The sequence below is a fragment of the Cobetia sp. PDI-12MA genome (assembly GCF_059507695.1).
Genome location: NZ_CM183351.1, coordinates 3,028,843 through 3,054,253 on the forward strand (window position 1 = coordinate 3,028,843; position 25,411 = coordinate 3,054,253).

Consider the following 25,411-nt stretch of genomic DNA (forward strand, 5'->3'; position numbering starts at 1 on the left):
AACACACCGCCACAGTTTCGCTAATTTCACTCGACCGTGCATTACGATGACGACATGTTGCCCACCTTTCTCGACGTATCAGCGCACGTTTCACACCACCTGAACCAATCCTGTCGCGATCGTGCTCAGAAAAGTTGCCATAAGACCACGCCACTGACGCAAGGCAACGACACCTTGCGCCCTGGAGCAGCTCTAGCACTTTCATGGTGCGCAAAAAAAACCTCTCCCATTGGGAGAGGTTCAAGAATGGATGACGCGATGTCATTCCGAGCAGCATCGAAGCCGGTCTTGGCGCCAACCCTGACCGACCACCGATTCAAAGGGGACGAATGGCATTGCCTTGTCCGTGGAGCCTTAGCGCGACGCGAGAACCCTCGGGCCACTCGTCCTCACCTGTTGGGAGCCTGCCCTGCTGTCTTGCCGACAGACTGACAGCCCCCCCGAATTCTTGCTGCCCCGTGTGGCCTTGTCGTTTGATCGTTCATGGATCAAGGGCCGCGCGGGGCTCATCAAGCGGTTACTTGGCGGCTTGCATCGCCAGCGCAGTGTCAAGCATACGGTTGGAGAAGCCCCACTCGTTGTCGTACCACGCCATGACCTTGACCAGGCGATCTTCGCTGACGCGAGTGTGATTGCTGTCGAAGGTGGAAGAGTGTGCATCGTGGTTGAAGTCGATGGACACCAGCGGCAGCTCGTTGACGGCCAGCACGCTGGAACCTTCGGCGGCCTTGGCCACGATGGCGTTGATCTCTTCGATGGAGGTATCACGCGACGCGGTGAAGGTCAGATCGACCAGTGACACGTTGATCACCGGCACGCGGATCGCCAGACCATCAAGCTTGCCGTTCAGTTCCGGCAGCACCAGACCCACTGCCGCAGCGGCACCGGTCTTGGTCGGGATCATGGAATGGGTCGCGCTGCGGGCACGGTACGGGTCGGAGTGGTAGACATCCGACAGGTTCTGATCGTTGGTGTAGGCGTGAATGGTGGTCATCAGGCCATTCTCGATGCCGACTTCATCATTCAGCGCCTTGGCGACCGGCGCCAGGCAGTTGGTGGTGCAGGACGCGTTGGAGACGACCTGATGCTCAGCCTTCAGCACATCTTCGTTGACGCCGAACACGACGGTCGCATCGGCATCGCCGCTCGGCGCGGAAATCAGCACACGCTTGGCGCCGGCTTCGATGTGCTTGGCAGCGGCAGCACGCTTGGTGAACAGACCGGTGCATTCCATCACCAGGTCGATGCCCAGGCTGGACCACGGCAGCTGGGCCGGGTCACGCTCAGCCAGGATGCGGATCTTGTCGTCACCGACGAACAGATTCTCCTCGTCGTGCGAGACGGTTTCGGCGAAACGGCCGTGGACGGTATCGCGGCTCAGCAGGTGAGCGTTGAGCTTCGGATCACCCAGATCGTTGATGGCGACGACCTGGATACGATCGTTGTACTGACCTTCATACAGCGCACGCAGCACGTTGCGACCGATGCGACCAAAACCATTGATGGCGACGCGTAATGTCATGACTCAACTCCTGTGGCGTATGGCGGGTGCAGGACCAGACCTGATCGAAGAACGCTAGCTTGCAATACGTTCCATGAAATTATCCTACACGCTTTTCCCATAATTTGGCCGAAAGTCGTCCAGTCTTCAAGCAGTTTTTTTGTTAAATTTACCGAATATTCCGAACAAAACCGTTTCTCGAGCGCCATGACACGCTACTGTAGGCTACCCCGGCAACCCAACGACACGACACGGGTGATGCGAGAGGCTTTACACCGCCATCACCACTGGATAGCGTCGCCGGGTAGCAGCACGCCCACACAGCGGGAAACGCTTTCTTTCGCCAGCCTCGGCGCCCTGCGCCGCCTGATACATGAGGTAAGAGCATGTCAGTCAACCAGACCGTAGAGCACGTGACCCAGCGCATCATCGACCGCTCCCGCGAACGCCGCGCCGCCTATGAGCAGTTGATGGAAAGCCAGCAGCGCCGCGGCGTGCACCGCTCCGAGCTCTCCTGTGGCAACCTGGCGCACGGCTTTGCCGCCTGTGGCGAGACCGACAAGAATCGTCTCAAGCTGATGAACTCGGCCAACCTGGGCATTATTTCGTCATATAACGACATGTTGTCCGCCCACCAGCCCTTCGAGGACTATCCGCGCATCATCAAGGAAGCCGTCCAGGCGATGGGCTCCACCGCCCAGTTCGCCGGCGGCGTGCCCGCGATGTGCGATGGCGTGACCCAGGGCCAGCCGGGCATGGAGCTGTCGCTGTTCTCGCGTGACCTGATCGCCATGGCCGCTGCTGTCGGCCTGTCGCACAACATGTTCGATGGCGCGCTGTTCCTCGGCGTGTGCGACAAGATCGTCCCGGGCCTGTTCATCGCCGCCGCGCGCTTCGGCCACCTGCCGACGCTGTTCGTGCCGGCCGGCCCGATGCCCTCCGGCCTGCCCAACAACGAGAAGGCGCGTGTCCGCCAGCTGTTCGCCGAAGGCAAGGTCGGTCGCGATGCGCTGCTGGAAGCCGAGTCCGCGTCCTACCACAGCCCGGGCACCTGCACCTTCTATGGCACCGCCAACTCCAACCAGCTGATGGTCGAGCTGATGGGCCTGCACCTGCCGGGCGCGTCCTTCGTCAATCCGGGCACCCCGCTGCGCGACGCCCTGACGCGTCACGCTGCCGAGCAGACCATCCGCAACAGTGAAGTCGGCGGCGATTACCGTCCCTTCTATCGCCAGATCGATGCCCGCGCCATCGTCAATGCCATGGTCGGCCTGCTGGCCTCCGGCGGCTCCACCAACCACACCCTGCACCTGGTCGCGATGGCCGGCGCTGCGGGCGTGACCATCACCTGGGATGACTTCACCGAGCTATCCGCGGTGGTGCCGAGCCTGACGCGCATCTACCCGAACGGCCAGGCCGACATCAATCACTTCCAGGCGGCCGGCGGCATGAGCTTCCTGATCCGTGAACTGCTCAAGGCGGGTCTACTCCACGACATCCCCACCCAGGACGGCGGCACCCTGGCCGGCTATGTCCGCGAGCCCTTCCTCGAGAACGGCAAGCTGGTCTGGAAGGACGGCCCCACCGACAGCCTCGACGAAGATGTGCTGCGTCCGGTGGCCAACCCCTTCGCCCCGACAGGCGGCCTGACCGTGCTGGACGGCAACCTTGGCCGCGGCGTGATCAAGGTCTCTGCCGTCAAGGAAGCGCATCGTCTCGTCGAGGCACCGGTGAAGCTGTTCAGCGATCAGGATGAGCTCAAGGCCGCCTTCGAAGCCGGCGAGCTGGAGCAGGACATGGTCGCCGTGGTGCGCTACCAGGGCCCGCGCGCCAACGGCATGCCGGAACTGCACAAGCTGACGCCCTACCTCGGCATCCTGCAGGACCGCGGCTTCAAGGTCGCACTGGTGACGGATGGCCGCATGTCCGGCGCCTCGGGCAAGGTCCCGGCCGCCATCCACATGACGCCGGAAGCGCTCGATGGCGGCCCGCTGGCACGCCTGCGCGAAGGTGACGTGGTCCGTCTGGACGCCAATGCCGGCACCCTCACGGCGCTGGTAGATGAAGCCGAATGGGCCGAGCGCGAGGCCGCGACCATCACTCGCGACAGCTACCATCACGGCCTGGGCCGCGAGCTGTTCTCCGGCATGCGTTCACTGGTCGGCGGCGCCGAGGAAGGCGCTTCCAGCTTTGCTGGCTACGGCGACCTGCCGGGCAGCGGCCACGACCTGATGTGATGGGCACACCCTGTCACTCTCCTGAGGCACTGACGCAAAGGAAGGATGCCGGACGATGACCCGCAACACCTCCCATCGCCTTGCTCTGGTAGGCGATATCGGTGGCACCAATGCCCGGCTGGCACTTGTCCAGTCGGGCAGCCACACCCTGCAGCACATCCAGACGCTCGCCTGCGCCGAGCATGCCGGACTCGAGGAGGCCATCCAGGCCTACTATCGGATGCTGGGCCTGTCAGAGGCCGAGCAACCCGTCGAGGCCTGCCTGGCCTTCGCCTGCCCCGTGCATGATGAACGCGTCAGCATGACCAACAATCACTGGACGTTTCTCAAGCGCGAGGTGCGCGAATCATTGAGGCTCGAGCGCTTCAAGTGCCTCAATGATTTCACCGCCATGGCGCTGGGCGTGCCACACATCGCGGCCAGCGAACGCCTGGCCATCGGTGAGGAGCTCACCGAAGGTAGTGGCGATGCGGCCTCGCCACGCCTGGTGATCGGCCCCGGCACCGGGCTGGGTGTCGCGGGGCTGGTACGCGGCACGCACAACTGGATTCCGCTCGCGACCGAAGGGGGGCATGCAAGCTTCGCCCCCACCGACGAGATCGAGGATGGCCTGCTCGGCATCTTCCGACGTCGCCATGGTCGCGTCTCGGTGGAGCGCCTGCTGTGTGGCCAGGGCATGCTCGAGATCTATCAGGCCCTGGGCGAGCTTCGCGGCATGGCGACGCCTCTCGACAGTGCCGCCAGCGTCAGCCAGGCCGCCCATGCGGCGGCAGTGCAAGATGAAGCCTCCATCAGGAGCGAGGCACTGGCACTCGAGGCGGTGATGCGCTTCATGAAGATTCTTGGTGCGGTGGCCGGCGATGCAGCCCTGACACTGGGGGCACGCGGCGGTGTCTATCTGTGCGGTGGCGTGCTGCCGCGCAATTTGGATCTGCTGATGCGCAGCGATTTCCGCCACGCCTTCACCGACAAGAATCGTCTGAGCCGTTACAATGCCGCGATACCCACCTGGGTGGTGACCGCGCCGTGGACCGGCCTGCTGGGCGCCGCCGAGGCTCTGCACAATGAAGAGGTGACATGATGCATTGTCACCTCCTGAACCATCGAGGTAGCTCGAGATGATCCCCGAAAGTCTGCGCGAACTGATCGCCGACACCGCTGGCCAACGCACTGTCGAATGGCAGGGCCGCTCGCTGTTGATCCTCAACCAGGCGTGGGGCGAGCTGGTGGTCTGCCACCAGGGGGCTCAGGTGCTGCACTATCAGCCGACGGGCGATTCTCCCTGGCTGTGGGTGACGGAAACGCCCGCCTCCCTGCCGGGCAGCATTCGCGGCGGCATTCCGCTGTGCTGGCCCTGGTTCGCGGATGAGTTCCCCGAAGGCGAAAGCGAACTGCACGGCCCCGCTCGCAAGGCCGACTGGCGCATCGATGCGGTGGACGAGGAAGAGGAAGGCGTCGAGATCCATGCCTCACCGGTCTCAGCGCTGCATGCCGCCCTCTCTCCGCGTGTGGTGATCTTTGCCAGCCGCCGCTTCCTCAAGGTCGAGCTGATCACGGAAAACCGTGGCGACGCCCCCGTCAAGATGACCGGCGCGCTGCATACCTACTTCGCAGTGCCGAATGCCTTCGCGTGTCGTGTCACCGGTCTGGCCGGCGCCAGCTACCTGGACAAGCGCCAGGACTTCTCGCGCTTCGACCAGCAGGGCGAACTGGGCGTGCGCGGCCCGCTGGACCGCATCTACCAGACCAGCCAGGTTCAGGTGCTCGAGGACGGCAAGCGTCAGCTGCGCATCGCCAAGCAGGGCTCTGACTCCACGGTGGTCTGGCATCCCGGTGACGCGCCGCCGGCCGACACCAGCGTCGAGAATGCGCGCAGCTTCCTGTGTGTCGAGACCGCCTGCACGCGTCTCGATCCGGTCTGGCTGCCGCCGGGCGCTCAGCATCTGCTGGCTCAGCACATCTCACCGCTGAGCGGTGATGAGGCAAGCGGCGTGTGAATGACAGCCGGCCACGTGGCTCACGGCGTGGCCGGCACCTTGCGCACCTTGTCGACCAACCGAGAGCGCTTTGCGCCTGAATCGTGTCATCGACATGACTCGCGGCTGACAGTGACTCTCGCCTAGCCTACAAGCGTGCGTCGGGCCGCCACAGAATGCGACCCGCCCCGATGAACTTCCACAACCCATACGATGGACACTTCCATGCTGCAATTGACCCGTAGTGTTTCCTGGCAGGCGCTGACCCGGCTGGGCGAGGTGACCCGCAACGACCGCATCCGCGATTACTTCGCGGCGGATCCCAAGCGCTTCGAGAAGATGAGCCTGCGCGTGGGCGGCCTGTTTCTCGACTACTCCAAGCACCACATCTCCGATGAGGTGATGGAGGCGCTGGTCGAACTGGCTGAGCACTCTGCACTCGTTCAACGTCGCGCGCAGATGTTCTCCGGCGACATCATCAACGTCACCGAGAACCGCCCGGTACTGCACACTGCGCTACGCAGCCAGACCAACACGCCGGTCATCGTCGATGGCAAGGACGTGATGCCGGAAATCCACAAGACGCGCGAGCAGATCCGCGCCTTCTCGGAAGCCGTGCGCAGCGGTGAGTGGAAAGGCTTCGACGGCCAGCGGATTCGCGACGTGGTCAACATCGGCATCGGTGGCTCTGATCTGGGCCCCAACATGGCCTGCCGAGCGCTGCTCAAGCATCGCCACCCGGAAATCAATTTCCACTTCGTCTCCAACGTGGATGGCAACCACATCCAGAAGGTGCTCAAGCGCCTGGATCCGGCCACCACGCTGTTCATCGTCTCCACCAAGACCTTCTCCACCCAGGAAACCCTGCTCAACGCCAAGACGGCGCGCCGCTGGTTCCTGGAGCACGCCGGCGAAGATGCCGACGTCGGTGCCCACTTCGTCGCGGCTTCCACCAACCGCAAGGCGGCCAAGGAATTCGGCATTCGCGAAGAGAACGTCTTCGAATTCTGGGCCTGGGTTGGCGGTCGCTACTCCATGTGGTCTTCCATCGGCCTGCCCATTGCCCTGTCCATCGGCTACGAAGGCTTCATGGAGCTGCTGGAAGGCGCCCACGAGATGGACCAGCACTTCATCAATGCACCGATGGCCGAGAACATGCCGGTCCTGATGGCGCTGATCGGCATCTGGTACATCAACTTCATGGGCGCCGAGACCCAGGCCATCGTGCCTTACGACCAGGCCCTGCATCAGCTGCCCGCCTTCCTGCAGCAGCTGGATATGGAATCCAACGGCAAGTCGGTCGACATCTTCGGCCGTCCGGTGGACTACAAGACCGGCCCGATCGTCTGGGGCGAGACCGGCTCCAACGGTCAGCATGCCTTCTTCCAGCTGCTGCACCAGGGCACCCGCTACGTGCCCATCGACTTCATCGCCTCGCTGAAGCCGGAGCCGGGTACCGAAGAGCACCACTTCGCGCTGATCACCAACATGCTGGCCCAGGCCAATGCCTTCATGGAAGGCAGCCAGGATGGCAGCAACCTCGATCCGCACTACAATTGCCCGGGCAACCGCCCGTCGAGCACCCTGCTGCTGGATGAGATGACCCCGCGCAATCTCGGCGCACTGATCGCCCTCTACGAGCACAAGGTCTTCGTGCAGGGCGTGATCTGGAACATCAACTCCTTCGACCAGTGGGGCGTGCAGCTCGGCAAGCGCATCGCCGGGGAGATCAGTGCGCGCATCGATACCGACGTGAAGGCCTTCGATCCGTCCACCCAGGGCCTGCTGGCACTGGTCCGCGAGCACTTCCCTGCCGGTGGCGCCACCCAGGCGGATGACAGCAACGACAAGCCGGGCAAGAAAGCCAAAGGCTCCACGACGACCACTCGCAAGGAAACCTCCTCCTGATGACTCCGGTAATCGCGTTCGGCGAAGCGCTCGTCGACATGCTCTCCAACAAGCTCGGCGGCCAGGCCGTCGAACAGGAAACCTTCACGCCCTACGCGGGCGGCGCACCGGCCAACGTCGCGGTTGCCTGTGCCCGCCTCGGCCTGCCGAGCCACTTCGTCGGCATGCTGGGTCAGGACAGCTTCGGTGACTTCCTGCACGACGAACTGAGCGCTCATGGCGTGCAGATGGAACACGTCAAGCGCACCAGCCATGCGCGTACCGCGCTCGCCTTCGTGTCTCGCGATGAAGAGGGTGAACGCCGCTTCGACTTCTATCGTCCGCCGGCCGCCGACCTGCTGTTCCGTCCGGAGCACGCCGGGCCTGAGCTGTTCGCGACTCCCGCCATCTTCCACCTGTGCAGCAACAGCCTGACCGATGCCGGCATCGCGGACACCAGCTTCGTGCTGGCATCACGCGCACGTGCGGCAGGCTCTCTGGTCAGCGTGGATGCCAATCTGCGTCACAACCTGTGGCCGAACCAGCAGGTCGATGTGACCCTGGTCACGCGCCTGCTGGACAACGCCGACATCCTCAAGCTGTCCCAGGAAGAGGTCGAGGCCCTGACCGGCAGTCAGCCGCAGACCGACTGGCTCGAAGCGCGTCTGAAAGCCGGTGTGCGCCTGATCGTGCTCACCGATGGCCCGGGCGTGATCCGTGCCCTGGTGCGCAAGCAGAGCGGTGATATCGAGACCGTCAGCATCACGCCGCCCACCGTCAAGGCGGTCGATACCACCGCCGGTGGCGACGCCTTCATCGGGGGCTTCCTGTCAGCGCTCAGCGAAGCCGGCATCCATGCCGACAACCTGAGCGACTGGTGCGAAGACGAGAGTCATCTCAACGCCGCACTGGAGCGTGCTGCGGCCTGCGGCGCCTTCGCCGTGACTCGCCCGGGTGCCTATGCTGCACTGCCCAAGCGTGAAGACCTCGACGCCATGAAATGATGGCCGGACAATAACGCTGACGAATAACAGACAAGCGTTATCATTTTCCCAGAAAGCACATGATAAAAGCCCCCTTGATCAGCAGATCAAAGGGGCTTTTTCGTGGTCATGACGCTCATGTTTGTGCACTGACTACCCTCCCTTCATCGAACGAGGAGTCAGTCATCACGGAAGTGACAGACGTAAAAAAGCCGGCCCCGAGGGACCGGCTTTCGTTAGCTTGCTAGACGATTGAAGACGTCTTAGAAGCCGTAGTAGATGCCGACTGCAGCGCCGTCACTGGCATCGCCAGAACGATCGTACTGGGCGTACTCGATGAAGGTATACATCGCGGAAGAGATGTTGTAGGTGGCACCGACGGTGAATTCGTTGAAGCTGTCATCGCCGCCATTTTCGACAGCCAGATCAGACCCATCTTCTGCATCGACATACTGGTAGGCACCGTAGACGTCGCCCATGCCGTAGCCGTAACGCGCGCCGATACCGTAGTAGTCGACATCGGCGTTGTCAGCATCGGCAGCGAAGCGCTCGGCTTTCACCGCAACACGCAGCGCATCGACGGTGTACTGAGCGGTCAGACCATACTGCTCACCGATATCACCCTGGCTTGCACCAGTACCGTCATCTACGCCGTCGAACTGGCCCAGATCGTCATACACGGCAGCGATGGAGAAACCACCGACAGTGTACTTACCACCGGCATAGAAGGATGCCTGGTTGGAATCGGTGACGTTCTCGTCTTCACCGTCACCTTCGAAGTTGGAACCGACGGCGAACTGCAGGCCACCCATGACCGGAGACATGTACTGCAGCTTGTTACCTTCACGAACCGTGCTGCCACCGGTGATGTTGCTGCTGGAGTCGGTAACGTCGAAATATTCGTTGTTGGTTACCGGATCCTGGATCCAGTCATCCATCAGCTGATCCCAGGAACCAATACGCGCATCACCGAAAGAGCCCTTGGCGCCGACATAAGCCTGGTCACCGGTGTCGAGACCTTCGCTGCTCTTGGCTTCGTCAGCGTCGTATTCCCACTCGGCCTTGAAGTAACCGACGATGTCGTCGTTGATCTTGTGCTCGCCCTTGGCACCGAAGGTGGAACCGTTGTCGGCCAGTTCGCTTTCCGGATCACCGCCGAGCTGGTCAATATAGGTGTATGCCAGCTGAACGTTACCGTAGATGTCCAGCTTGGTGCCGTCCTGGTTGTAGACGGTTGCAGCGGAAGCGGAAGTAGCAGCCAGGGCAGCAGCGCCGGCGATGGCAGTAGCCAGAAGTGTCTTTTTCATCGCGATAGTTCCTTAACTAGCGTTAACTGTTCGATCGTGTCTGCCGATGGCAGTGGCCGAGGTTCCGGGCGCTTGATGACGCCTCTAAAACTCTGTGGCCTAGTTATTATCCAATGCTCGCAGGGAAACCATATACCGGGCTTTCAGGATGTGCAACAGAAAAAAACACTGTTTTCGATCACCACTCCTGAACCTATCCATCGGTCGGTTGTCTGGCGTGAGCATACTCTAGGGCCCACGAATGAAGGATTCATGACAACCATGCGTCTTGACGCCGATTTCTGCATCATCGAGCGCATCGCTGAGCGTTAATCCCGGATTCATTGTGGAAAAACCTCGTTTGCGACAAAAGTCGCAGATCAAATACCCGTCAACTGCTGTGCTTGTCTGATGCCAAGCTGTGGTTTCCTCTCAGCTTTATCTTCATCAAAGGCACCGTCCCTGTGCCAGTGATTGATTGATGAGTCTGCTATCAAGATCTGCAGATAGTTATCGTCAACTGCTCAACCAGTTGGGCAGGAACAGCGAGATCGCCGGCACATAGGTGATCAACACCAGGAACAGCAGCAACAGCGACAGCCACGGCAATGCTGCCCGAATGACCCAGGTCATCGGCTTGCCGGTGATTCCCGCCGTCACGAACAGATTCAGCCCCACGGGAGGCGTCAGCATGCCGATCTCCATGTTGACCACCATGATGATGCCGAGATGGATCGGGTCGATCCCCAGCTGCGTCGCGATGGGAAACAGGATCGGCGCCATGATCAGCAGGATGGCCGAGGGCTCCATGAAGTTGCCCGCCGCCAGCAACAGCAGATTCATCACGATCAGGAAGCCCCATGCCGGCAGTCCCCAGCCGATGATGGTTTCGGCGATGGTGTGCGGAATGCGCTCCGTGGTCAGGACATGCGCGAACAGCATCGCGTTGGCGATGATGAACAGCAGCATCATCGAGACGCGCGCGCCATCCAGCACCACCTTCTTGACCTCCTGATCGGTGAAGGACCCCAGAAGCCCGGCAGGCACCTGCCACAGCGCGCGCAACCCCGCACTCCCCCAGGCTTCGTTGCCCTTGCGCCACGGCACGTTCTTCAAGGGCCCCATGTCGCGATAGCCCACCACGGCGATCAACCAGGCATACACCGTGGCCACGGCCGCGGCTTCGGTGGGACTGGCCACGCCGCCATAGATCGAACCCAGCACGATGAAGATCAACATCAGACCGCCCATGGCGATCAGGCCGGAGCGCGCAAGCACCCGTACGCCAGGGAAAGGCTGAGCCGGCAACTTCTTGATCCGCGCCGCGATATAGATCGCGACCATCAGGATACCGCCCATCAGGAGGCCCGGAATCAGGCCGGCCATGAACATCTTGGCCGCCGAGACTTCCGTGGCGGCGGAATACACCAACATCACGATGGACGGTGGAATCAGAATACCCAGCGTACCCGCATTGGTGATCACACCCGCCGCGAAGGACTCGGTATAGCCCTGGCGCACCATGCCCGCGATCACGATGGAGCCGATGGCCGCCACCGTGGCCGGAGAAGAGCCGGACACGGCGGCAAACAGCATGCACGCCAATACGGAGGCCATCGCCAGCCCACCGCGCACGTGGCCAATGGCGTCGGTGGCGAAGGTGATCAGGCGACGTGCCACGCCGCCGGTCGAGAGAAAGGTGCTGGAGAGAATGAAGAACGGGATCGCCAGCAGGGTGTAGTGATGCGACAGGGCTTCGAACAGCTTGATCGCCACCGACCCCAGTGAGTCACTGGAAAACAGCAGGATCGTGGTAACGCTCGAGAAGCCCAGCGCAAAGGCGATCGGCATGCCGAGAAAGATGCCGCCGAACAGCAGCGCAAACAGAGTGGCTATGGTCATCGTGGTGTTCCCTGATCACTGTCACGGCCAGCATCGCCGTTGTCCTGGCCATCCGGCTCATCCGACTGCACCAGGTGCATGCTGTCCTCGCCTTCGTCATGAAAGCCGAAGCCACTGGCATCGCCACGAATCACCTTCCAGCCCAGTACCGCAAAGCGCAGCATCAGCAACAACATGGCAATGGGCAGAATGGTGAGGGCATACCACTTGGGAATCGCGATGTCCTCAAGCTCGATGCCGATCATCTTCATCAGCGAGAGATATTCATAACTGCCGACCAGCAGCAACACGCAGTACGCCATGCAGATCGCCAGCGCCAGCAAGGTCGCCACGCGCTGCCAGAGCACCGGCAGCATCTTGACCACGACATCCACACCGATATGCGCGCCCTGCTTGACGCCCCAGGACACGCCGATCAACACGAACCAGCCCGCCAGATACAGCGTGGCTTCCTGTGACCAGCTGATGCCGGTATTGAAGACAAAGCGCAACACCACCTCAACGAAGACCAGCAGCACCATCGCTACCAGCAGCAGCGAGAACAGCGTCTCTTCCGCCTTGTGAAGCCATCTTAGTGCCATGGCAAGAATCCTCATGTCGCTCAAGGACACTTGCCCCACGCGTGATCGCCGATTTTCTGGCGCTCAAGATGGGGCAAGTGATGGATGGCCTGACGGCTTACTGGTTGGCCGCTTGCGCGGCGTCGATGATGTCCTGACCGATGTCGTCGGCAAACTCGCCCCATACCGGCTTCATGGCGTCGACCCACTGCTGACGCTGGGCATCGTCGAGCGTGATGATCTCGCTCTGGCCGGAATCGAGGATGGCCTGCTTGGCCTCCATGTTCTTGGCTTCGGAGAGCTGGTTGCCGTAGACGATGGCCTCATCGAGCGCCGACTTGACCTCGCCACGCACATCATCCGGCAGGCCATTCCAGAAGCGTGCCGAGGACACCACCATGTAATCCAGCACACCGTGGTTGGATTCGGTGATGTACGGCTGCACCTCGAAGAACTTCTGGGAGTAGATATTGGAGTAGGTATTCTCCTGACCGTCGATGGCCTTGGTCTGCAGCAGAATGAAGACCTCGGAGAACGGCTTCTTCAGCGAGACGGCATCCACCGCGTCAAACTGGGCCTCGAGCACATCGGAGGTCATGATGCGGAATTTCTTGCCGTCGGCATCCTCCGGTGTCTTGAGCGGCGATGACGCGGACAGCTGCTTCATGCCGTTATGCAGATAACCGAGCCCCACCAGCCCCTTGGATTCCAGCGACGTCAGCAATGACTGGCCCGTCTCGCTGCTCTGGAAGCGCTCGACAGCGCCCATGTCCTTGAACAAGAAAGGCAGATCGAAGACCTGCAGCTGATCGGTATATTTCTGGAACTTGGACAGTGACGGCGCGGCCAGCTGCACATCGCCCAGCAGCATGGCTTCCAGCACCTTGTCGTCCCCGTACAGCTGCGAACTGGGGTAGAGCTCGACTTCCACCTTGTCGCCCAGACGCTCTTCTACCAGCTGCTGGAATTTCTTGCCCATCTGGCCCTTGGGGGTATTTTCCGCCACCACATGGGAGAACTTGATGGTGATCGGGTCGGCCATGGCCGTCGCTGAGGCAAACAGGATGGCGGCACTCAGGGCGGTCAGGGCTGGCTTGATAAGGCGCATGGCGAATCCTCTTGAATTGCGGATATTGTTGGTCTTGTAGGGCATTCGATATCCCGTCTGCGCGGCTCCGACACGAAGCCGCGCAGAGGTGCGGCGCGAGCAGGGATAGCCGAGACACTGCGAGCATTGCGCCACAGCCGCCAGATAGACGAGACAATCCAGACAATTCAATAAGTTGCAAACGCACAGTTCACCCACAACTCGCGCACAAGTGAGCCGAATTCCGCGGGCCGCCGGCGATTTGTGAGGAGTTGTGCGGATTTCCGCCCACCAACGACAAGGCCCCTGTGCGGGAATCCGCACAGGGGCCTTGTCTGTTAGTACCGATCATTGTCGATCGAGCGTCTTCCTCAGCTGTCACACCACCTGCCAACACATTCTCAGAGACGGGGCTCAGGGACGGTACTCAGGGACTTTGTTCAAGGACGGTGTTCAGGGACGATGCTTGGTCATCAGCTCGCTGAGCTTGTGGCTGATACGCTGATCGGTCGCCTGCTCTTCACGCGCCTTCTGTTGACGCGTCAACTCATCGAGCTGCTGACGGGCATGGCGTGCTTCATCTTCCGTCACGGCACCCACCGACTGGCCCGACAGATCCACGCGCTGCGTGCCCGCCCGTACCGCCTTCAGATACCGCGGCAGATGGACATAACCCGCCAGCGCGCGCCGCACCAGCTTGTCATCCCAGGGCTCGTTTTCCAGCAGCTCGATATGGATGCCGATCTTCAGCGGCCGGGTATGGCCCTTGAAGAAGGTATCCGGATAGCGCTTGTACCACTGCTTGAGCAGCGCATGGGGAGAAGGCGCTGCCTCAGGCCGAGACGCCTGCTGCGCCTCGCCCTGCGTGACTTCGTTCTGCTGATGCGCTTCCTGCTCCTGCGGTACCTGAGCTTGCGGTGCCTGAGCCTCGGACGAGTCGGCAGCCGCCGCTGTCTGCGCGGCAGCTACCGGCTGACTCACGTTCAGGCGCTCTGAGGCCAGACGCTCTGCCTGAGCCTCCTGTTGCGCTGCCAGACCCGCCTCCACATTCGCGGAGGGTTGCGGCGCTGTAGCCTGCTCAGCCAGTTCGCGCAATTGCGCATCTCGCGCCAGCAATGCCTCATTCACCGCGTTCAACTGCGCCTGCTGCTCCTGCAGTGTCTGGCGCGCCGCCGCGAGCTGCTCAGCGAGCTGCTCACGCTCATGACGCTCCGCGGCCAGCGCTCGCTCGGCTTCTGCCAGAGCACGCTGATGCGCATCGGCATCTGCCGTGACTGCAGACGCCGCCTGCTGCTCCAGCTGGGCCAGCGCATCGCGCAGGCGGGCATTTTCCGACTCCAGGGCCGTACGGGCCTGGCGCTCTGTGTCACGCTGCTGTCGCTGTGTGTCGGCTTCATGTTCAAGCGCAGAATACAGCGCTTCGAGGCGATCCATCGTCAAGGCCTGAGCCTCCCTTGCACGCTATGGGCAGTTCCGTTTGGCACCAGTCTGTGTCAGTACCTGCTGACTGTAAAGGTCACGCCGGCCAGCCAGTGGCTCAGACGTCGCGGCGCTCGAAACGCACGAAGTCATAAGCCGGCAGACCCTCACCGCTCTCCCCCGGGACGCGCTGCGCTTCCTGCCAGCTCGCATCCAGCGCCGGGAAATGGGCATCGCCCTCGATCTCGACCGCAACCTCGGTGAGATAGAGGCGCGTCGCCACTGGCAGCGCCTGGGCGTATATCTGACCGCCACCGATCACCATGATCTCATCGACGCCTTCGATCATCGCGTGGTGGTCCGCCATGCTCAGTGCGGCGGCCAGGTCACTGCAGACCCGTACGCCATCGTGATGGAACTCGCTGTCACGCGTGACCACGATGTTGAGGCGGTTGGGCAGCGGCCTGCCGATGGAGGCGAAGGTCTTGCGACCCATGATCACCGGCTTGCCCTGGGTGACATGCTTGAAGAACTTCAGGTCTTCCGGCAGGTACCACGGCAACTGGTTGTCGACGCCGATCACGCGGTTGACCGACATGGCGGCAATCATCGCGACGGGCACGACGGTGTCAGCCGCCGCAGTCAGCGGAGAGAATTCATTATCGCTCATACAGCCACCTGCGCCTTGATATGCGGATGGGATTCATAGCCTTCGATGGCAATGTCATCGAAGGTGAAGTCGAACAGGTCCGTGACCTCCGGATTCAACACCAGCTGCGGCAGCGCCAGCGGCTCACGCGTCAACTGCTCACGCGCCTGCTCGAGATGATTGCTGTACAGGTGGGCATCGCCGAGGGTGTGGATGAACTCGCCCGGCTTGAGACCACACACCTGTGCGACCATCTGGGTCAGCAGCGCATAGCTTGCGATGTTGAACGGCACGCCCAGGAAGATGTCCGCGCTGCGCTGATAGAGCTGGCAGGACAGGCGGCCATCGGCGACGTAGAACTGGAACAGCGCATGACAGGGCGGCAGCGCCATCTCGTCCACCAGCGCCGGATTCCAGGCCGAGACCATCAGGCGGCGCGAATCCGGGTTGGTCTTGATCTGCTCGATCAGCTGGCTGATCTGGTCGACGGAACCACCTTGCGGATTCGGCCAGCTGCGCCACTGGTAACCGTATACCGGCCCGAGGTCGCCATTTTCATCGGCCCACTCGTCCCAGATACGCACGCCGTTTTCCTTCAGGTACGCGATGTTGGTATCGCCTTTCAGGAACCACAGCAGCTCGTGGATGATCGAGCGCAGGTGCAGCTTCTTGGTCGTGACCAGCGGGAAGCCTTCGGCCAGATCAAAGCGCATCTGGTGGCCGAAGACACTCAGGGTGCCGGTGCCGGTGCGATCGCCCTTTTGTGTGCCGTTTTCCAGCACATGGCGCATCAGATCTAGATAGGGTTGCATGGTGGCGAGTCCGTACGGCGTGTCAGAGGCTGGCGCGGCGAGCGGAGCCGTAGGTAGCCCTGCGCCAGCCTCTTCATGAATTCGAATCGTTCACTTGACGATATGTGACGCTGCCAGATACGCAAGAACGCGGCCCGATGGCCGCGTTCTTGCGTATCTGGCAGGGGGCCAGTTTACACCGAATGCCCCCTGTATTCACGCCTGCATTGCCACCTCAGGAAGCCCGAGGCACCGGCGGCTGCGCCACTTCCTGACCGCGCGACCAGGCCATCAACAGCAGCCCGAACAGCACCATCGGCAGCGACAGCAGCTGGCCCATGGTCAGCCAGTCGAAGGCGATGAAGCCAAGCTGGGAGTCCGGCTGACGGAAGAATTCGGTGATGAACCGGAAGCAACCGTAGCAGAGCAGAAACAGACCGGAGATCAAGCCCTTCTGGCGCGGTTCACGCGAGACGAACCACAGGATGGCGAACAGCACGACGCCTTCCAGTGCAAACTGATAGAGCTGCGAGGGATGACGCGGCTCCGGCCCGTAGAGCGGGTAGACCATACCCCAGGAGACATCGGTGATGCGCCCCGGCAGCTCCTGATTGATGAAGTTGCCCAGCCGTCCTGCGCCGAGGCCGATCGGCACCATCGGCGCGATGAAATCGGTCAGCTGGAAGAAGGTCAGCTGATGGCGACGCGCGAACAACAGCATCGCGATCAACACGCCCAGCAGGCCGCCATGGAAGCTCATGCCGCCATCCCAGACCTTGAAGATCCACACCGGGTCCGCCAGCAGCTTGTCGAAACCATAGAAGAGCGCGTACCCCAGGCGGCCCCCCAGCACCACACCCAGGGCGCCGAAGAAGATCAGGTCGCCCACCGCGTCCTGACTGAGGCCGACGCGTGCGCGACGTGCTCGTGCCAGCCCCCAGGCCGCCGCGAAACCGATCACGTACATCAACCCGTACCAGTGAATCTTGAAGGGCCCCAGCGCCAGCGCCACGGGGTCGATCTCAGGATATTGCAACATGTGAAAACCTTGAATGAGGAAGTCGGGCTCTATCAACGTACTGAGCGATGCAGGCATCGCCTCTCAGGCGGGCAAAGCATAACAGTCAAAGCATGAACACGACCTGCCTGAGGCAGCGTATTCCCGCTCACGCCAGCAGAAACCGCAGTCCGACGACTACCAGAATCAGCGCGAACAGGCGCTTGAGCAGCAGGGCCGGCAAGGCATGCGCCAGCCGCGCCCCGAGGCGCGCAAACGGCACGGACACCAGCACGATGCCCAGCCACGCCACCCAATGGACATAGCCGATGGCGTGTTCCGGCAGGTTGGGGGCATGCCAACCGACCACGATGTTGGTCAGTGCGGCGGTCAGCGCGATGGGAAAGCCTGCAGCGGCGGCGGTCCCCACCGCCTCGGTCATGCGCGCCTGCCAGCTGGAAAGCATCGGCACCATCACCGTGCCGCCACCGATGCCGAACAGCGAGGAAATCACGCCGACGGTACTGCCACCCACGAACTGGCCGACCCGCCCGGGGGCCTGTGCCATCTGGCCCACCTTGAGATCCAGCCCGAGCTTGGCCGCCACCAGCAGCACGAAGACGCCGAAGGCCAGCTTGAGGGTCTCGCCGCTCAGTTCACTGGCCAGCACCACGCCCAGCCCGGTGCCGACCACCAGCCCCGGCAACAGCCGCTTGAGCCAATCGATGCGCACCGCACCGCGCTCATGATGTGCCCGCGCCGACGACAGCGAGGTCACCACGATGGTGGCCAGCGAGGTGCCGATCGCCAGGTGCATCAATACCTCCGGCGCGACGCCTTGCAGCACGAAGGCCGCGGCCAGCACCGGCACGATGACAAGCCCTCCACCTATCCCGAACAGACCCGCAATCATGCCGGCGACTGCGCCCAACAAGGGATACCACCACCACATACCTGACTCCTTTCATGCTGCATTGCGGTGACTGTCTGCCGAGAGTGGCCAGGGCCTCTCAACGCCATGACCGTCAGCCCTCTGTTGATACTGGACCTTCGCCGCTGCCGGACGCGCGTGGCGTGAGCGTCACGTCAGGCAGCCACATGCTGACCTTGTCGATCAGCGCCTGGGGCCGGTAGGGCTTGCCCAGATAATCATCCAGCCCGGCGGCGAAGAAGCGCTCGCGATCAGCTTCACTGGCATTGGCGGTCAGCGCGATGATGACACTGCGCCGCTCACTGCCGGCGGCGGCTTCCTGCTCGCGCCAGCGCTGGCTGACACTGACGCCGTCCATGCCGGGCATGAAGATATCCATGAACACCAGGGCGTAGAAATGCTGTCCACGTGCGGCCAGCGCCTCTTCGCCGCTGCTGGCGGTATCGACCAACAACCCTTGCCGCCCGAGCACCGTGCGCGCCAGCATCGCATTCACTGGCCCGTCATCGACCACCAGGATACGGGTTTCGGTGGGCTTGCCCGGCCATGTCATCGGCAGCAGGATTTCCAGCGCCTGCTCGTCGTCCAGGTTGATCTGGCGATAGCTGCCGCCCAGCTCGTCGATCAAGCGCCGCGCCATGACAAGACTCGAGGGCGATTGATGACCGATATCGAGCCCGACATGCCCACGCAGCTCAAATCGCAGGCAACAGCAGCCAGCGCCCTCGTCATCTGAACCCTCGGCAGAGAACGCTGCATCGCGACAGGCCGGCAGCTCACAGCCTTGCTGCAGCTCAAGCAGCAAGGATTGATGACTGGCGCTTTCGTGGCGCATGCAGCCTTCCGCCAGATGCTCGAACAGCTGTGCAAGCCGACGCACATCACCGCGCAATGCCTCCGGCATCGGTCCCAGCTGCCACTCGAAGGGGCAGCCGACATCATGATGACGCTGCTGCATGTCCTCGAGCAGCGCCCCCAGCGTCTCGGTCGGCGAGAAGTCATTCTCTTCCAGCGGCGTTCGTACCACTTCCTCACGCTCGGTCAGGGCATCCAGCAGTTGCGCCACGCTGTCGAGGCGGCCCTGCAGCAGGCTGAGCTCGGCATCCTCGATATGGCGCTCACGCCGGAGCTGACCAAGCTTGCGCACCAGGCCTTGCAGCGGCGGCGTCAACTCAGCGTGCAGCATGTCCAGATAATCACTCTTCAGACGCGCCTCTTCGCGAGCACGGTCACGCGCGACCAGCAATTGCTGGCTGGCCTGATCGTGCTCTGACTCATCGATCATCACGCCAAGCACCTGCGCCGGGTTATTGTTGAAGCGACACAGCTCCAGACGCATGCGCCGCATGCGCCCCTCGGCGTCATGTACCCGGAGTTCACGACTGCTGGGCACGCTGGGGTTGGGCTCCAGCATCAGCAAGCTGCCCACCGACCGGCCCAGCGCCTCATGCAATACCAGCCCGAACAGCTTCTCGAAGGCCGGGTTGGCCATCGCCAACAGCCCATGACGCATCACGAAGGCCGGCAGCGGCAAGGCATCCAGCTCATGGCCGCGACCACGACGCAGCAAGGCCACCGCCCCACGGTGGCGACGCAGGATGTCATCCGCCGGATAGGCCTGCCGCCCCACCGGCGGGTACTCCTCCATCACTTCACCGTTCTCGATACGCTCGCTCTGGCGCGCCAACCATTCCAGGGGCTGCCCCAGGCGCTGATCCATGCGCCTGAGCCGCCACTGCAAGATGAGCATAATGACGGCAAACACCAGCAGCAGCGCGCCACCACTGCCCAGCAACAGGGTCAGCAACGGCACCTGACCGGGCACCTCGAGTCGCGTACTGGACACCAGGCGCCAACCCGTGACTGGCAAGCTGTCCCACACCACCACCTGAGTCCCGCGCGGGTCGACCAGCGTGACGCCACGCAGACTGGTATCCATCGCGCGGGCGATATCCGCGGGCAGCTCCCGGGAATGGCCGTCGCCGACATTGCTGCTGGCCGCCCAGACGTTCAGGTGGTCATCGACCAGCCAGAAGGCATCCGAGGGGGCATGCCCCGGCAGCAGCAGGCGCGCCTCCATCTGCGGCAGCGCGAGATCCAGCCCGACACGCGCCTTCTGACCATTGCCGAGCGAGACCTCAGCCAGCGCCGTGATCTGCGGCAGACCGGCAGGCCCGGGGTGCGGCGGCAGCCAGACCACGCGTGCCGCACCATTGTCGGTATTCTCGGCAAGCTGACGCACGGTGTCCGGCAGCACTCCGGTGTAGGGCATGAAATCGCTGCCCGGCGCGAAGGCGTCCAGCACGTTGAACCAGGGATAGAGCATGACCATGCTGTTATCGAGACTCACGAACAGGCGTGAGATCAGGGGGTCCGACGAGTAGAGGTCCGACAGCAGCCACTGCATATGCATCAGTCGCCGCCCGGCGTCACGATCCTCATCGCTCAACGGTCCTTCGAATTCACCATAGAGTGCGGCTCCCCCGCGCGATACCGGCCTGAACAACTGGCCCTGCTCGGTGAGCGAGAACTGGTCCAGGCCATCGTCATAGGCGCTGCTCCCGGTGGCGCCGAAATCGAGATGGCGCCGTGCGTAGCGTGCCAGGATCTGCAGGCGACGCTGCTGGGTTTCCAGGCGCTCACTGACCAGCGCCGTGGCCAGCGCATGCTCCTTCCTGAGTTCCCCCAGCGCGGTATCGACGGCCGCATGCTGCGTGCTGTCCCAGACCACGGCAGCCCCGACCAGAAAGCACAACGCCACCGCCAGCTCCGCAAGCAGCAGCGGGCCAGCCGTCAGCCGAATCATGCGCGCCCAGACCTTCTCCAGGCCACTGGCGGGATTCTGGGGATTCGAAGCCACCGCCGCCGCAGGCGGTGACTCGACAGAGGAAGCACGGCGCGAGAACATGATCTGAAAGCATCCTGTAGGTGAGGCGTCGGCAAGCCCGACCGCTGACCAGCGCAAGCTGTCGAGACAAAGCAGCAGCATACGCAAGCCGCCGTCAGGCGTCATGCAGTGCCAGCGTGACAGAGGCGCTATTTTCTCCCGACCCCCTGATGGAGTGGCGACATGTGCCTGATGGCATTTGACTGGCAACCGGACTCGGCGCAAGGCGAATGCCTGCTACTGATCGGCAACCGGGATGAGTTTCACGCGCGCGCCACCGCCGGACTCTGCGTATGGCCGGATGGTGTCCTGTGCGGCGGACGCGACCTGATGGCCGGCGGCGGTTGGCTGGTCATGCACCCCGCCGGCAGCCTCGCCACGCTGACCAATGTGCGCCAGCTGGACCACCCTGCCCCGACGGCCAGCATCAGCCGTGGCCAGCTGGTCGCGGCAGCGGCGCGTCAGGCGCTGGGCCGATGCTCACGCTGGGGCCTTGAGGACTGGTTGCGCGCACTGGTCGCGGGAGAGAGCGTGCCCGCGGCACTGGAGGGAGCGGACGCACGGAAGCTGTCTGCACTGACGCTTGAGGCCGTGGACTGGTGCAACCTGCTGGTCTGCGATGGCAAGACGTTATGGCGCCTGCATCATGGCCCGCAAGGGGCCGAGGTGAGCCGCCTTGGCGCGGGCGTCCACAGCCTGAGCAACGGCCATCCCGAGGCCGACTGGCCCAAGCAACGACGCCTGAGTGGCCGCCTGACAGCCCTCCTCGACCGGTCAGCCCGTGCTGGTCAGACAACCGCACGAGCATTGAGCGACGATGCGTTGCTCGACCTGCTCAAGGATGACTGGCGGCCCGCGCCGGCTCAGCTGCCGGTCACCGGGCTAACGCCCGAACGCGAAGCCCTGCTGTCCAGCCCATTCATCGTCAGCGCCGAATATGGCACCAGGGCCTCGACTCTGGTGCGCTGGCAACGCCACCCGGCAAGGGACACGGCTGATGCATCCGATGTGGTGCAGACCCTGACCCTGCTGGAGCGCCGCTTCAGCCCTGAGGGCCACACCATCGCCAGCCGCAGGGCCATGACATGCTCGATCGCCACAGGGAGCGGCGAGGAAGGAGACATCGGCAGCTGGCGGCTCAGCTAGTCGTCTCGCCGGCCTTCTGCGCCACGGGCGCGTTGTCGCGCGGCGGCAACAGATGGGCCAGATCCCAGGCCTGCAGACGGTGGAGCAACAGGTCATGAACCTCATCGGCGGTGGGCTGACACAGCACCTCGTCCACCAGTCCCTGCGCCGCACTCAGTGACACCCGCCGAATGGCCGCACGCACGCGCGGCAGGCTCGGGGCATTCATCGACAGGCTGTCAAAGCCCATGCCCAGCAGCAGCAAGGCCCCGGCGGGGTCGCCCGCCAGCTCACCGCAGACGCTCACCGGCATCTCAAGCGCACGCGACTCTTCCGCCAGGCGCGCCAGGGCACGCAACACCGCCGGATGGCAGGCATCGTAGAGACTCGCCACGCGCGGGTTGTTGCGGTCCACCGCCAGCAGATACTGGGTGAGATCATTGGAGCCCACGGAGAAGAAGTCGACCCGGGTGGCGAGCGCTTCCAGCTGGTAGAGTGCCGCGGGCACCTCGATCATCACGCCGACACTCGGTCGCGAGACGTTGATGCCCTCTTCGGCCAGCTCGACCAGCGCTCGATTGACCAGCGCCAGCGCTGTATCGACTTCTTCGATCCCCGAGATCATCGGCAGCATGATGCGCAGATTGTCCAGCCCTTCCGCGGCACGCAGCATGGCTCGCAGCTGCACCATCAGGACCTCGGGGTGATCAAGCGTCACCCGGATGCCCCGCCAGCCCAGGAAGGGATTGGCCTCGTTGATCGGAAAATAAGGCAGATCCTTGTCACCGCCGATATCCAGCGTGCGCATGGTGACCGGCAGCGGCGCGAAGCCCAGCAGCTGCTCACGATACAGACGCGCCTGCTCCTGCTCGCTGGGGAAGCGGTCACTCATCATGAACGGTACTTCGGTGCGGTAGAGCCCGACCCCGCCGACCCGCGACTTGAGCGATGCGACAGAATCCAGCGCCAGACCGGTATTCACCATCAGCGGCAGACCATGGCCATCCGGGGTCACGCTTGGCAGATCCTGCTCCTGTTCCAGCAGCGCGCTCAACGCCTGCTCCTCCTCGATCAGCCGTGAATAGTAGGCGCCGAGATCAAGCTCGGGACGCACTACCAGTCGACCACGGTGTCCATCGAGAATGACCGGTGCTCCGCCCAGTCGCGACAACGGAAGATCTACCATGCCAAGCACGGTGGGAATCCCCATCGCACGCGCCAGAATGGCGACGTGCGAAGTACTCGAGCCACTGACCGCGACCAGTCCCTTGAGGCGTTCACGCGGGACCTCTCCCAGCGTGGCGGGACTGATCTCATGACCGATGAGGATGGTGTTTTCCGGGTATTCGATCGGGCCGCTGTCACCCTCTTCCTGCAGGTGTGACAACACGCGACGCCCAAGATCCCGTATATCGGCGGCTCTTTCGCGCAGATAGTCATCATCGACACGCTCGAGATACTGCACATGGCGGCGCACGATATCGGCCAGCGCCGCCGGCGCCCACTGTCCTTCACGGATGCGCTTCTCGACCTCCTGCCCCAGCGCCGCGTCGCCCAGCATCTGCTGATAGACCTCGAACAGCGCATGTTCCTGGGTGGAGATACGACTGGCGAGACGCTCCGCCGCGACGCGAATCTCTTCGCGCACGGCGTTGATCGCCTCCTTGAGGCGTGCGATCTCAAATTCGATATCGGTGGGAATCAGATCGGGGACGGCGTCCAGGTCGGCGGGCGGAGACAGCACGAAGGCCTTGCCGATGGCGATGCCGGGGGAGCCGGCCACGCCGGAGAAGGTCGCCTGGCCGCTGGTACCGGCCAGCTTGCCCAGCGCCCCGGTGGCCAGCGCGTGGGCCAGCACTCCCGCCAGCTGCGCGCCGAGGGTGACAAGGAAGGCTTCTTCACCTTCATCGAAACGACGCTTCTCGTGTTGCTGGATGACCAGCACCCCGAGTACACGACGCTGATGAATGATGGGGACTCCAAGGAAACTGGAGAAGCGCTCCTCTCCGGTCTCCTCGAAATACCGGAATTGGGGGTGTGCGGGCGCATCCTCGAGGTTGAGCGGCTCTTCCCTGAGCGCCACCATCCCGACCAGGCCCTCGCCACGCGCCAGACTGACCTGCCCCACCGACGACGAGCGCAGACCGATGGTATCCTTTAGAACGAAGCGATCGCTTTCCGGTGCCAGCAGATAGACGGAGCAGACGTCCGTCTTCATGGCCTTGCGTATGCGCAACACCATGGTCGCCAGTGCCGCGTCCAGAGAACGTGCGCCATTGACCTCCTGAACGATACGACGTAGCACCTCAAGCATGGAGTACCTCAAGCATGGTGTATCTCGCGCATCGAAGACGTCGAGAAGGTGATTGCTCAGCCAAGGCGGCGTGACCCACGCTTAGCCACCCGCGCCCATCAACGCCATCAGCCGGACGAATGACGCCCGTGACCCTTGGAGCTGGCGCCACCGGCCCCGGAGCCAGCGGCACCTGTGCCATCGAGCCCCTTGGCCGCCGCGTTGGCAGTGCCGACCGGCGAGCCACTGGCCCCAGGCGTCCCGCAGGCACCTCGCGCCTCATGCAGCGATGCCCCCTCGGCGAGTGCCTTGAGCCGTTCGGTGTCCACCAGACGCTGCAGGCGCGGCGCCAACTCACGCAGGGCGCGCCGATAGACCTCGCGCTTGAAGGCCACGACCTGCCCCAGCGGATACCAGTAGCTTACCCAACGCCAGCCATCGAATTCAGGATTGGGCGTGGTATCCACACTGACGCGGTTGTCCTGGCAGCGAATCTGCAACAGGAACCACTTCTGCTTCTGACCGATGCAGATCGGTCGGGAGTGCGTTCTTACCATGCGTCTGGGTAACCGGTAGCGCAGCCATCCACGGGTGCAGGCCAGTATCTCGACGTCCTCAGCTTTCAGGCCGATCTCTTCTTCGAGTTCACGAAACAGCGCCTGTTGCGGTGTCTCGTTTGGCTTGATGCCCCCTTGCGGAAACTGCCACGCATTCTGTCCTACCCGGCGCGCCCAGAGCAGCTGGCCCTCACAGTTGGCAATGATGATGCCAACGTTGGGGCGAAAGCCGTCAGCGTCGATCACGGATGTCACCTTTGATTCGTTAATTGAAACCATTCTTCCACAAAGGCTGAAAGCGCTTCAATACGCGGTTTGGCGGTGTGAAAGCCCGAGCACCTCT

General features: G+C 62.9%; 18 protein-coding genes and 1 pseudogene. 6 read left to right on the forward strand and 13 right to left on the reverse strand.

Going from position 1 to position 25,411, the window contains the following annotated elements:
• Positions 1–517: 517 nt before the first annotated feature.
• Positions 518–1,522 (reverse strand): type I glyceraldehyde-3-phosphate dehydrogenase, encoded by a 1,005-nt coding sequence (gene gap / locus AC5WNI_RS12945; protein WP_175088504.1) that lies wholly within the window; start codon positions 1,520–1,522, stop codon positions 518–520.
• Positions 1,523–1,887: 365 nt separating this feature from the next.
• Here gap and edd point away from each other — a divergent pair, with 365 nt between their 5' ends.
• The 5 genes from edd (at position 1,888) to AC5WNI_RS12970 (ending at position 8,605) form a co-directional block, all read left to right on the forward strand.
• Entirely contained in the window at positions 1,888–3,738 is a 1,851-nt protein-coding gene (gene edd / locus AC5WNI_RS12950) for a phosphogluconate dehydratase (RefSeq protein WP_175088503.1), read from the forward strand.
• Positions 3,739–3,793: 55 nt separating this feature from the next.
• A complete protein-coding gene (gene glk, locus AC5WNI_RS12955; RefSeq protein ID WP_175088502.1) occupies positions 3,794–4,819 on the forward strand; it encodes a glucokinase in 1,026 nt (341 codons plus the stop codon).
• A gap of 37 nt (positions 4,820–4,856) precedes the next feature.
• The gene (locus tag AC5WNI_RS12960; protein ID WP_175088501.1) at positions 4,857–5,735 is read left to right on the forward strand and encodes a D-hexose-6-phosphate mutarotase; all 879 of its coding nucleotides are present in this window, start codon (positions 4,857–4,859) and stop codon (positions 5,733–5,735) included.
• Positions 5,736–5,939: 204 nt separating this feature from the next.
• Positions 5,940–7,622, forward strand: a complete 1,683-nt coding sequence (gene pgi, locus AC5WNI_RS12965; RefSeq protein WP_175088500.1) for a glucose-6-phosphate isomerase — start codon at positions 5,940–5,942, stop codon at positions 7,620–7,622.
• On the forward strand, positions 7,622–8,605 hold the full coding sequence (locus tag AC5WNI_RS12970) for a carbohydrate kinase family protein (protein ID WP_175088499.1): 984 nt from the start codon (positions 7,622–7,624) through the stop codon (positions 8,603–8,605). Before pgi ends, AC5WNI_RS12970 begins: the two co-directional genes overlap by 1 nt.
• Positions 8,606–8,847: 242 nt before the next feature.
• Here AC5WNI_RS12970 and AC5WNI_RS12975 read toward each other — a convergent pair whose 3' ends face one another.
• The 10 genes from AC5WNI_RS12975 to AC5WNI_RS13020 form a co-directional block, all read right to left on the reverse strand.
• On the reverse strand, positions 8,848–9,891 hold the full coding sequence (locus tag AC5WNI_RS12975) for a porin (RefSeq protein WP_175088498.1): 1,044 nt from the start codon (positions 9,889–9,891) through the stop codon (positions 8,848–8,850).
• A gap of 495 nt (positions 9,892–10,386) precedes the next feature.
• Positions 10,387–11,772: a TRAP transporter large permease gene (locus tag AC5WNI_RS12980; protein ID WP_175088497.1), complete on the reverse strand. Its 1,386-nt coding sequence runs from the start codon at positions 11,770–11,772 to the stop codon at positions 10,387–10,389.
• Positions 11,769–12,353 carry a TRAP transporter small permease gene (locus AC5WNI_RS12985; RefSeq protein WP_175088496.1) on the reverse strand — a complete coding sequence of 195 codons (585 nt, stop codon included), beginning with the start codon at positions 12,351–12,353 and terminating at the stop codon, positions 11,769–11,771. Before AC5WNI_RS12985 ends, AC5WNI_RS12980 begins: the two co-directional genes overlap by 4 nt.
• Positions 12,354–12,450: 97 nt before the next feature.
• The gene (locus tag AC5WNI_RS12990; RefSeq protein ID WP_175088495.1) at positions 12,451–13,440 is read right to left on the reverse strand and encodes a TRAP transporter substrate-binding protein; all 990 of its coding nucleotides are present in this window, start codon (positions 13,438–13,440) and stop codon (positions 12,451–12,453) included.
• Positions 13,441–13,872: 432 nt separating this feature from the next.
• Positions 13,873–14,853, reverse strand: coding sequence for a ProQ/FINO family protein (locus AC5WNI_RS12995; protein ID WP_495929208.1), 981 nt, complete (start codon positions 14,851–14,853; stop codon positions 13,873–13,875).
• A 103-nt stretch (positions 14,854–14,956) separates the two neighbouring features.
• Entirely contained in the window at positions 14,957–15,508 is a 552-nt protein-coding gene (locus AC5WNI_RS13000) for a dihydrofolate reductase (RefSeq protein ID WP_253061289.1), read from the reverse strand.
• Positions 15,505–16,299, reverse strand: a complete 795-nt coding sequence (locus AC5WNI_RS13005; protein WP_043331428.1) for a thymidylate synthase — start codon at positions 16,297–16,299, stop codon at positions 15,505–15,507. Before AC5WNI_RS13005 ends, AC5WNI_RS13000 begins: the two co-directional genes overlap by 4 nt.
• A gap of 214 nt (positions 16,300–16,513) precedes the next feature.
• Positions 16,514–17,317, reverse strand: coding sequence for a prolipoprotein diacylglyceryl transferase (gene lgt, locus AC5WNI_RS13010; protein WP_175088492.1), 804 nt, complete (start codon positions 17,315–17,317; stop codon positions 16,514–16,516).
• A 127-nt stretch (positions 17,318–17,444) separates the two neighbouring features.
• Positions 17,445–18,227: a sulfite exporter TauE/SafE family protein gene (locus AC5WNI_RS13015; protein ID WP_175088491.1), complete on the reverse strand. Its 783-nt coding sequence runs from the start codon at positions 18,225–18,227 to the stop codon at positions 17,445–17,447.
• Positions 18,228–18,300: 73 nt separating this feature from the next.
• A complete protein-coding gene (locus AC5WNI_RS13020; protein WP_175088490.1) occupies positions 18,301–21,114 on the reverse strand; it encodes a response regulator in 2,814 nt (937 codons plus the stop codon).
• 162 nt (positions 21,115–21,276) lie between these two features.
• Here AC5WNI_RS13020 and AC5WNI_RS13025 point away from each other — a divergent pair, with 162 nt between their 5' ends.
• On the forward strand, positions 21,277–22,239 hold the full coding sequence (locus AC5WNI_RS13025) for an NRDE family protein (RefSeq protein ID WP_175088489.1): 963 nt from the start codon (positions 21,277–21,279) through the stop codon (positions 22,237–22,239).
• Here AC5WNI_RS13025 and ptsP read toward each other — a convergent pair.
• Together ptsP and AC5WNI_RS13035 are read right to left on the reverse strand one after the other, a co-directional pair.
• Positions 22,232–24,532: a phosphoenolpyruvate--protein phosphotransferase gene (gene ptsP, locus AC5WNI_RS13030; RefSeq protein WP_175088488.1), complete on the reverse strand. Its 2,301-nt coding sequence runs from the start codon at positions 24,530–24,532 to the stop codon at positions 22,232–22,234. The genes AC5WNI_RS13025 and ptsP overlap by 8 nt on opposite strands.
• Positions 24,533–24,840: 308 nt before the next feature.
• Positions 24,841–25,314, reverse strand: a pseudogene (locus tag AC5WNI_RS13035) (RNA pyrophosphohydrolase); the annotation flags it as partial.
• Between the last annotated feature and the right edge of the window lie 97 nt (positions 25,315–25,411).

Excerpts from the sequence above, each read along its gene's own strand:
- AC5WNI_RS13005 (WP_043331428.1), bottom strand. The coding sequence starts at position 16,299 with ATGCAACCCTATCTAGATCTGATGCGCCATGTGCTGGAAAACGGCACA.
- glk (WP_175088502.1), top strand. The coding sequence starts at position 3,794 with ATGACCCGCAACACCTCCCATCGCCTTGCTCTGGTAGGCGATATCGGT.
- lgt (WP_175088492.1), bottom strand. The coding sequence starts at position 17,317 with ATGTTGCAATATCCTGAGATCGACCCCGTGGCGCTGGCGCTGGGGCCC.
- AC5WNI_RS12990 (WP_175088495.1), bottom strand. The coding sequence starts at position 13,440 with ATGCGCCTTATCAAGCCAGCCCTGACCGCCCTGAGTGCCGCCATCCTG.
- AC5WNI_RS13015 (WP_175088491.1), bottom strand. The coding sequence starts at position 18,227 with ATGTGGTGGTGGTATCCCTTGTTGGGCGCAGTCGCCGGCATGATTGCG.
- AC5WNI_RS12970 (WP_175088499.1), top strand. The coding sequence starts at position 7,622 with ATGACTCCGGTAATCGCGTTCGGCGAAGCGCTCGTCGACATGCTCTCC.
- AC5WNI_RS13025 (WP_175088489.1), top strand. The coding sequence starts at position 21,277 with ATGTGCCTGATGGCATTTGACTGGCAACCGGACTCGGCGCAAGGCGAA.
- AC5WNI_RS12980 (WP_175088497.1), bottom strand. The coding sequence starts at position 11,772 with ATGACCATAGCCACTCTGTTTGCGCTGCTGTTCGGCGGCATCTTTCTC.
- AC5WNI_RS13020 (WP_175088490.1), bottom strand. The coding sequence starts at position 21,114 with ATGTTCTCGCGCCGTGCTTCCTCTGTCGAGTCACCGCCTGCGGCGGCG.
- AC5WNI_RS12975 (WP_175088498.1), bottom strand. The coding sequence starts at position 9,891 with ATGAAAAAGACACTTCTGGCTACTGCCATCGCCGGCGCTGCTGCCCTG.
- pgi (WP_175088500.1), top strand. The coding sequence starts at position 5,940 with ATGCTGCAATTGACCCGTAGTGTTTCCTGGCAGGCGCTGACCCGGCTG.
- AC5WNI_RS12960 (WP_175088501.1), top strand. The coding sequence starts at position 4,857 with ATGATCCCCGAAAGTCTGCGCGAACTGATCGCCGACACCGCTGGCCAA.
- AC5WNI_RS13000 (WP_253061289.1), bottom strand. The coding sequence starts at position 15,508 with ATGAGCGATAATGAATTCTCTCCGCTGACTGCGGCGGCTGACACCGTC.
- edd (WP_175088503.1), top strand. The coding sequence starts at position 1,888 with ATGTCAGTCAACCAGACCGTAGAGCACGTGACCCAGCGCATCATCGAC.
- AC5WNI_RS12995 (WP_495929208.1), bottom strand. The coding sequence starts at position 14,853 with ATGGATCGCCTCGAAGCGCTGTATTCTGCGCTTGAACATGAAGCCGAC.
- ptsP (WP_175088488.1), bottom strand. The coding sequence starts at position 24,532 with ATGCTTGAGGTGCTACGTCGTATCGTTCAGGAGGTCAATGGCGCACGT.
- gap (WP_175088504.1), bottom strand. The coding sequence starts at position 1,522 with ATGACATTACGCGTCGCCATCAATGGTTTTGGTCGCATCGGTCGCAAC.
- AC5WNI_RS12985 (WP_175088496.1), bottom strand. The coding sequence starts at position 12,353 with ATGGCACTAAGATGGCTTCACAAGGCGGAAGAGACGCTGTTCTCGCTG.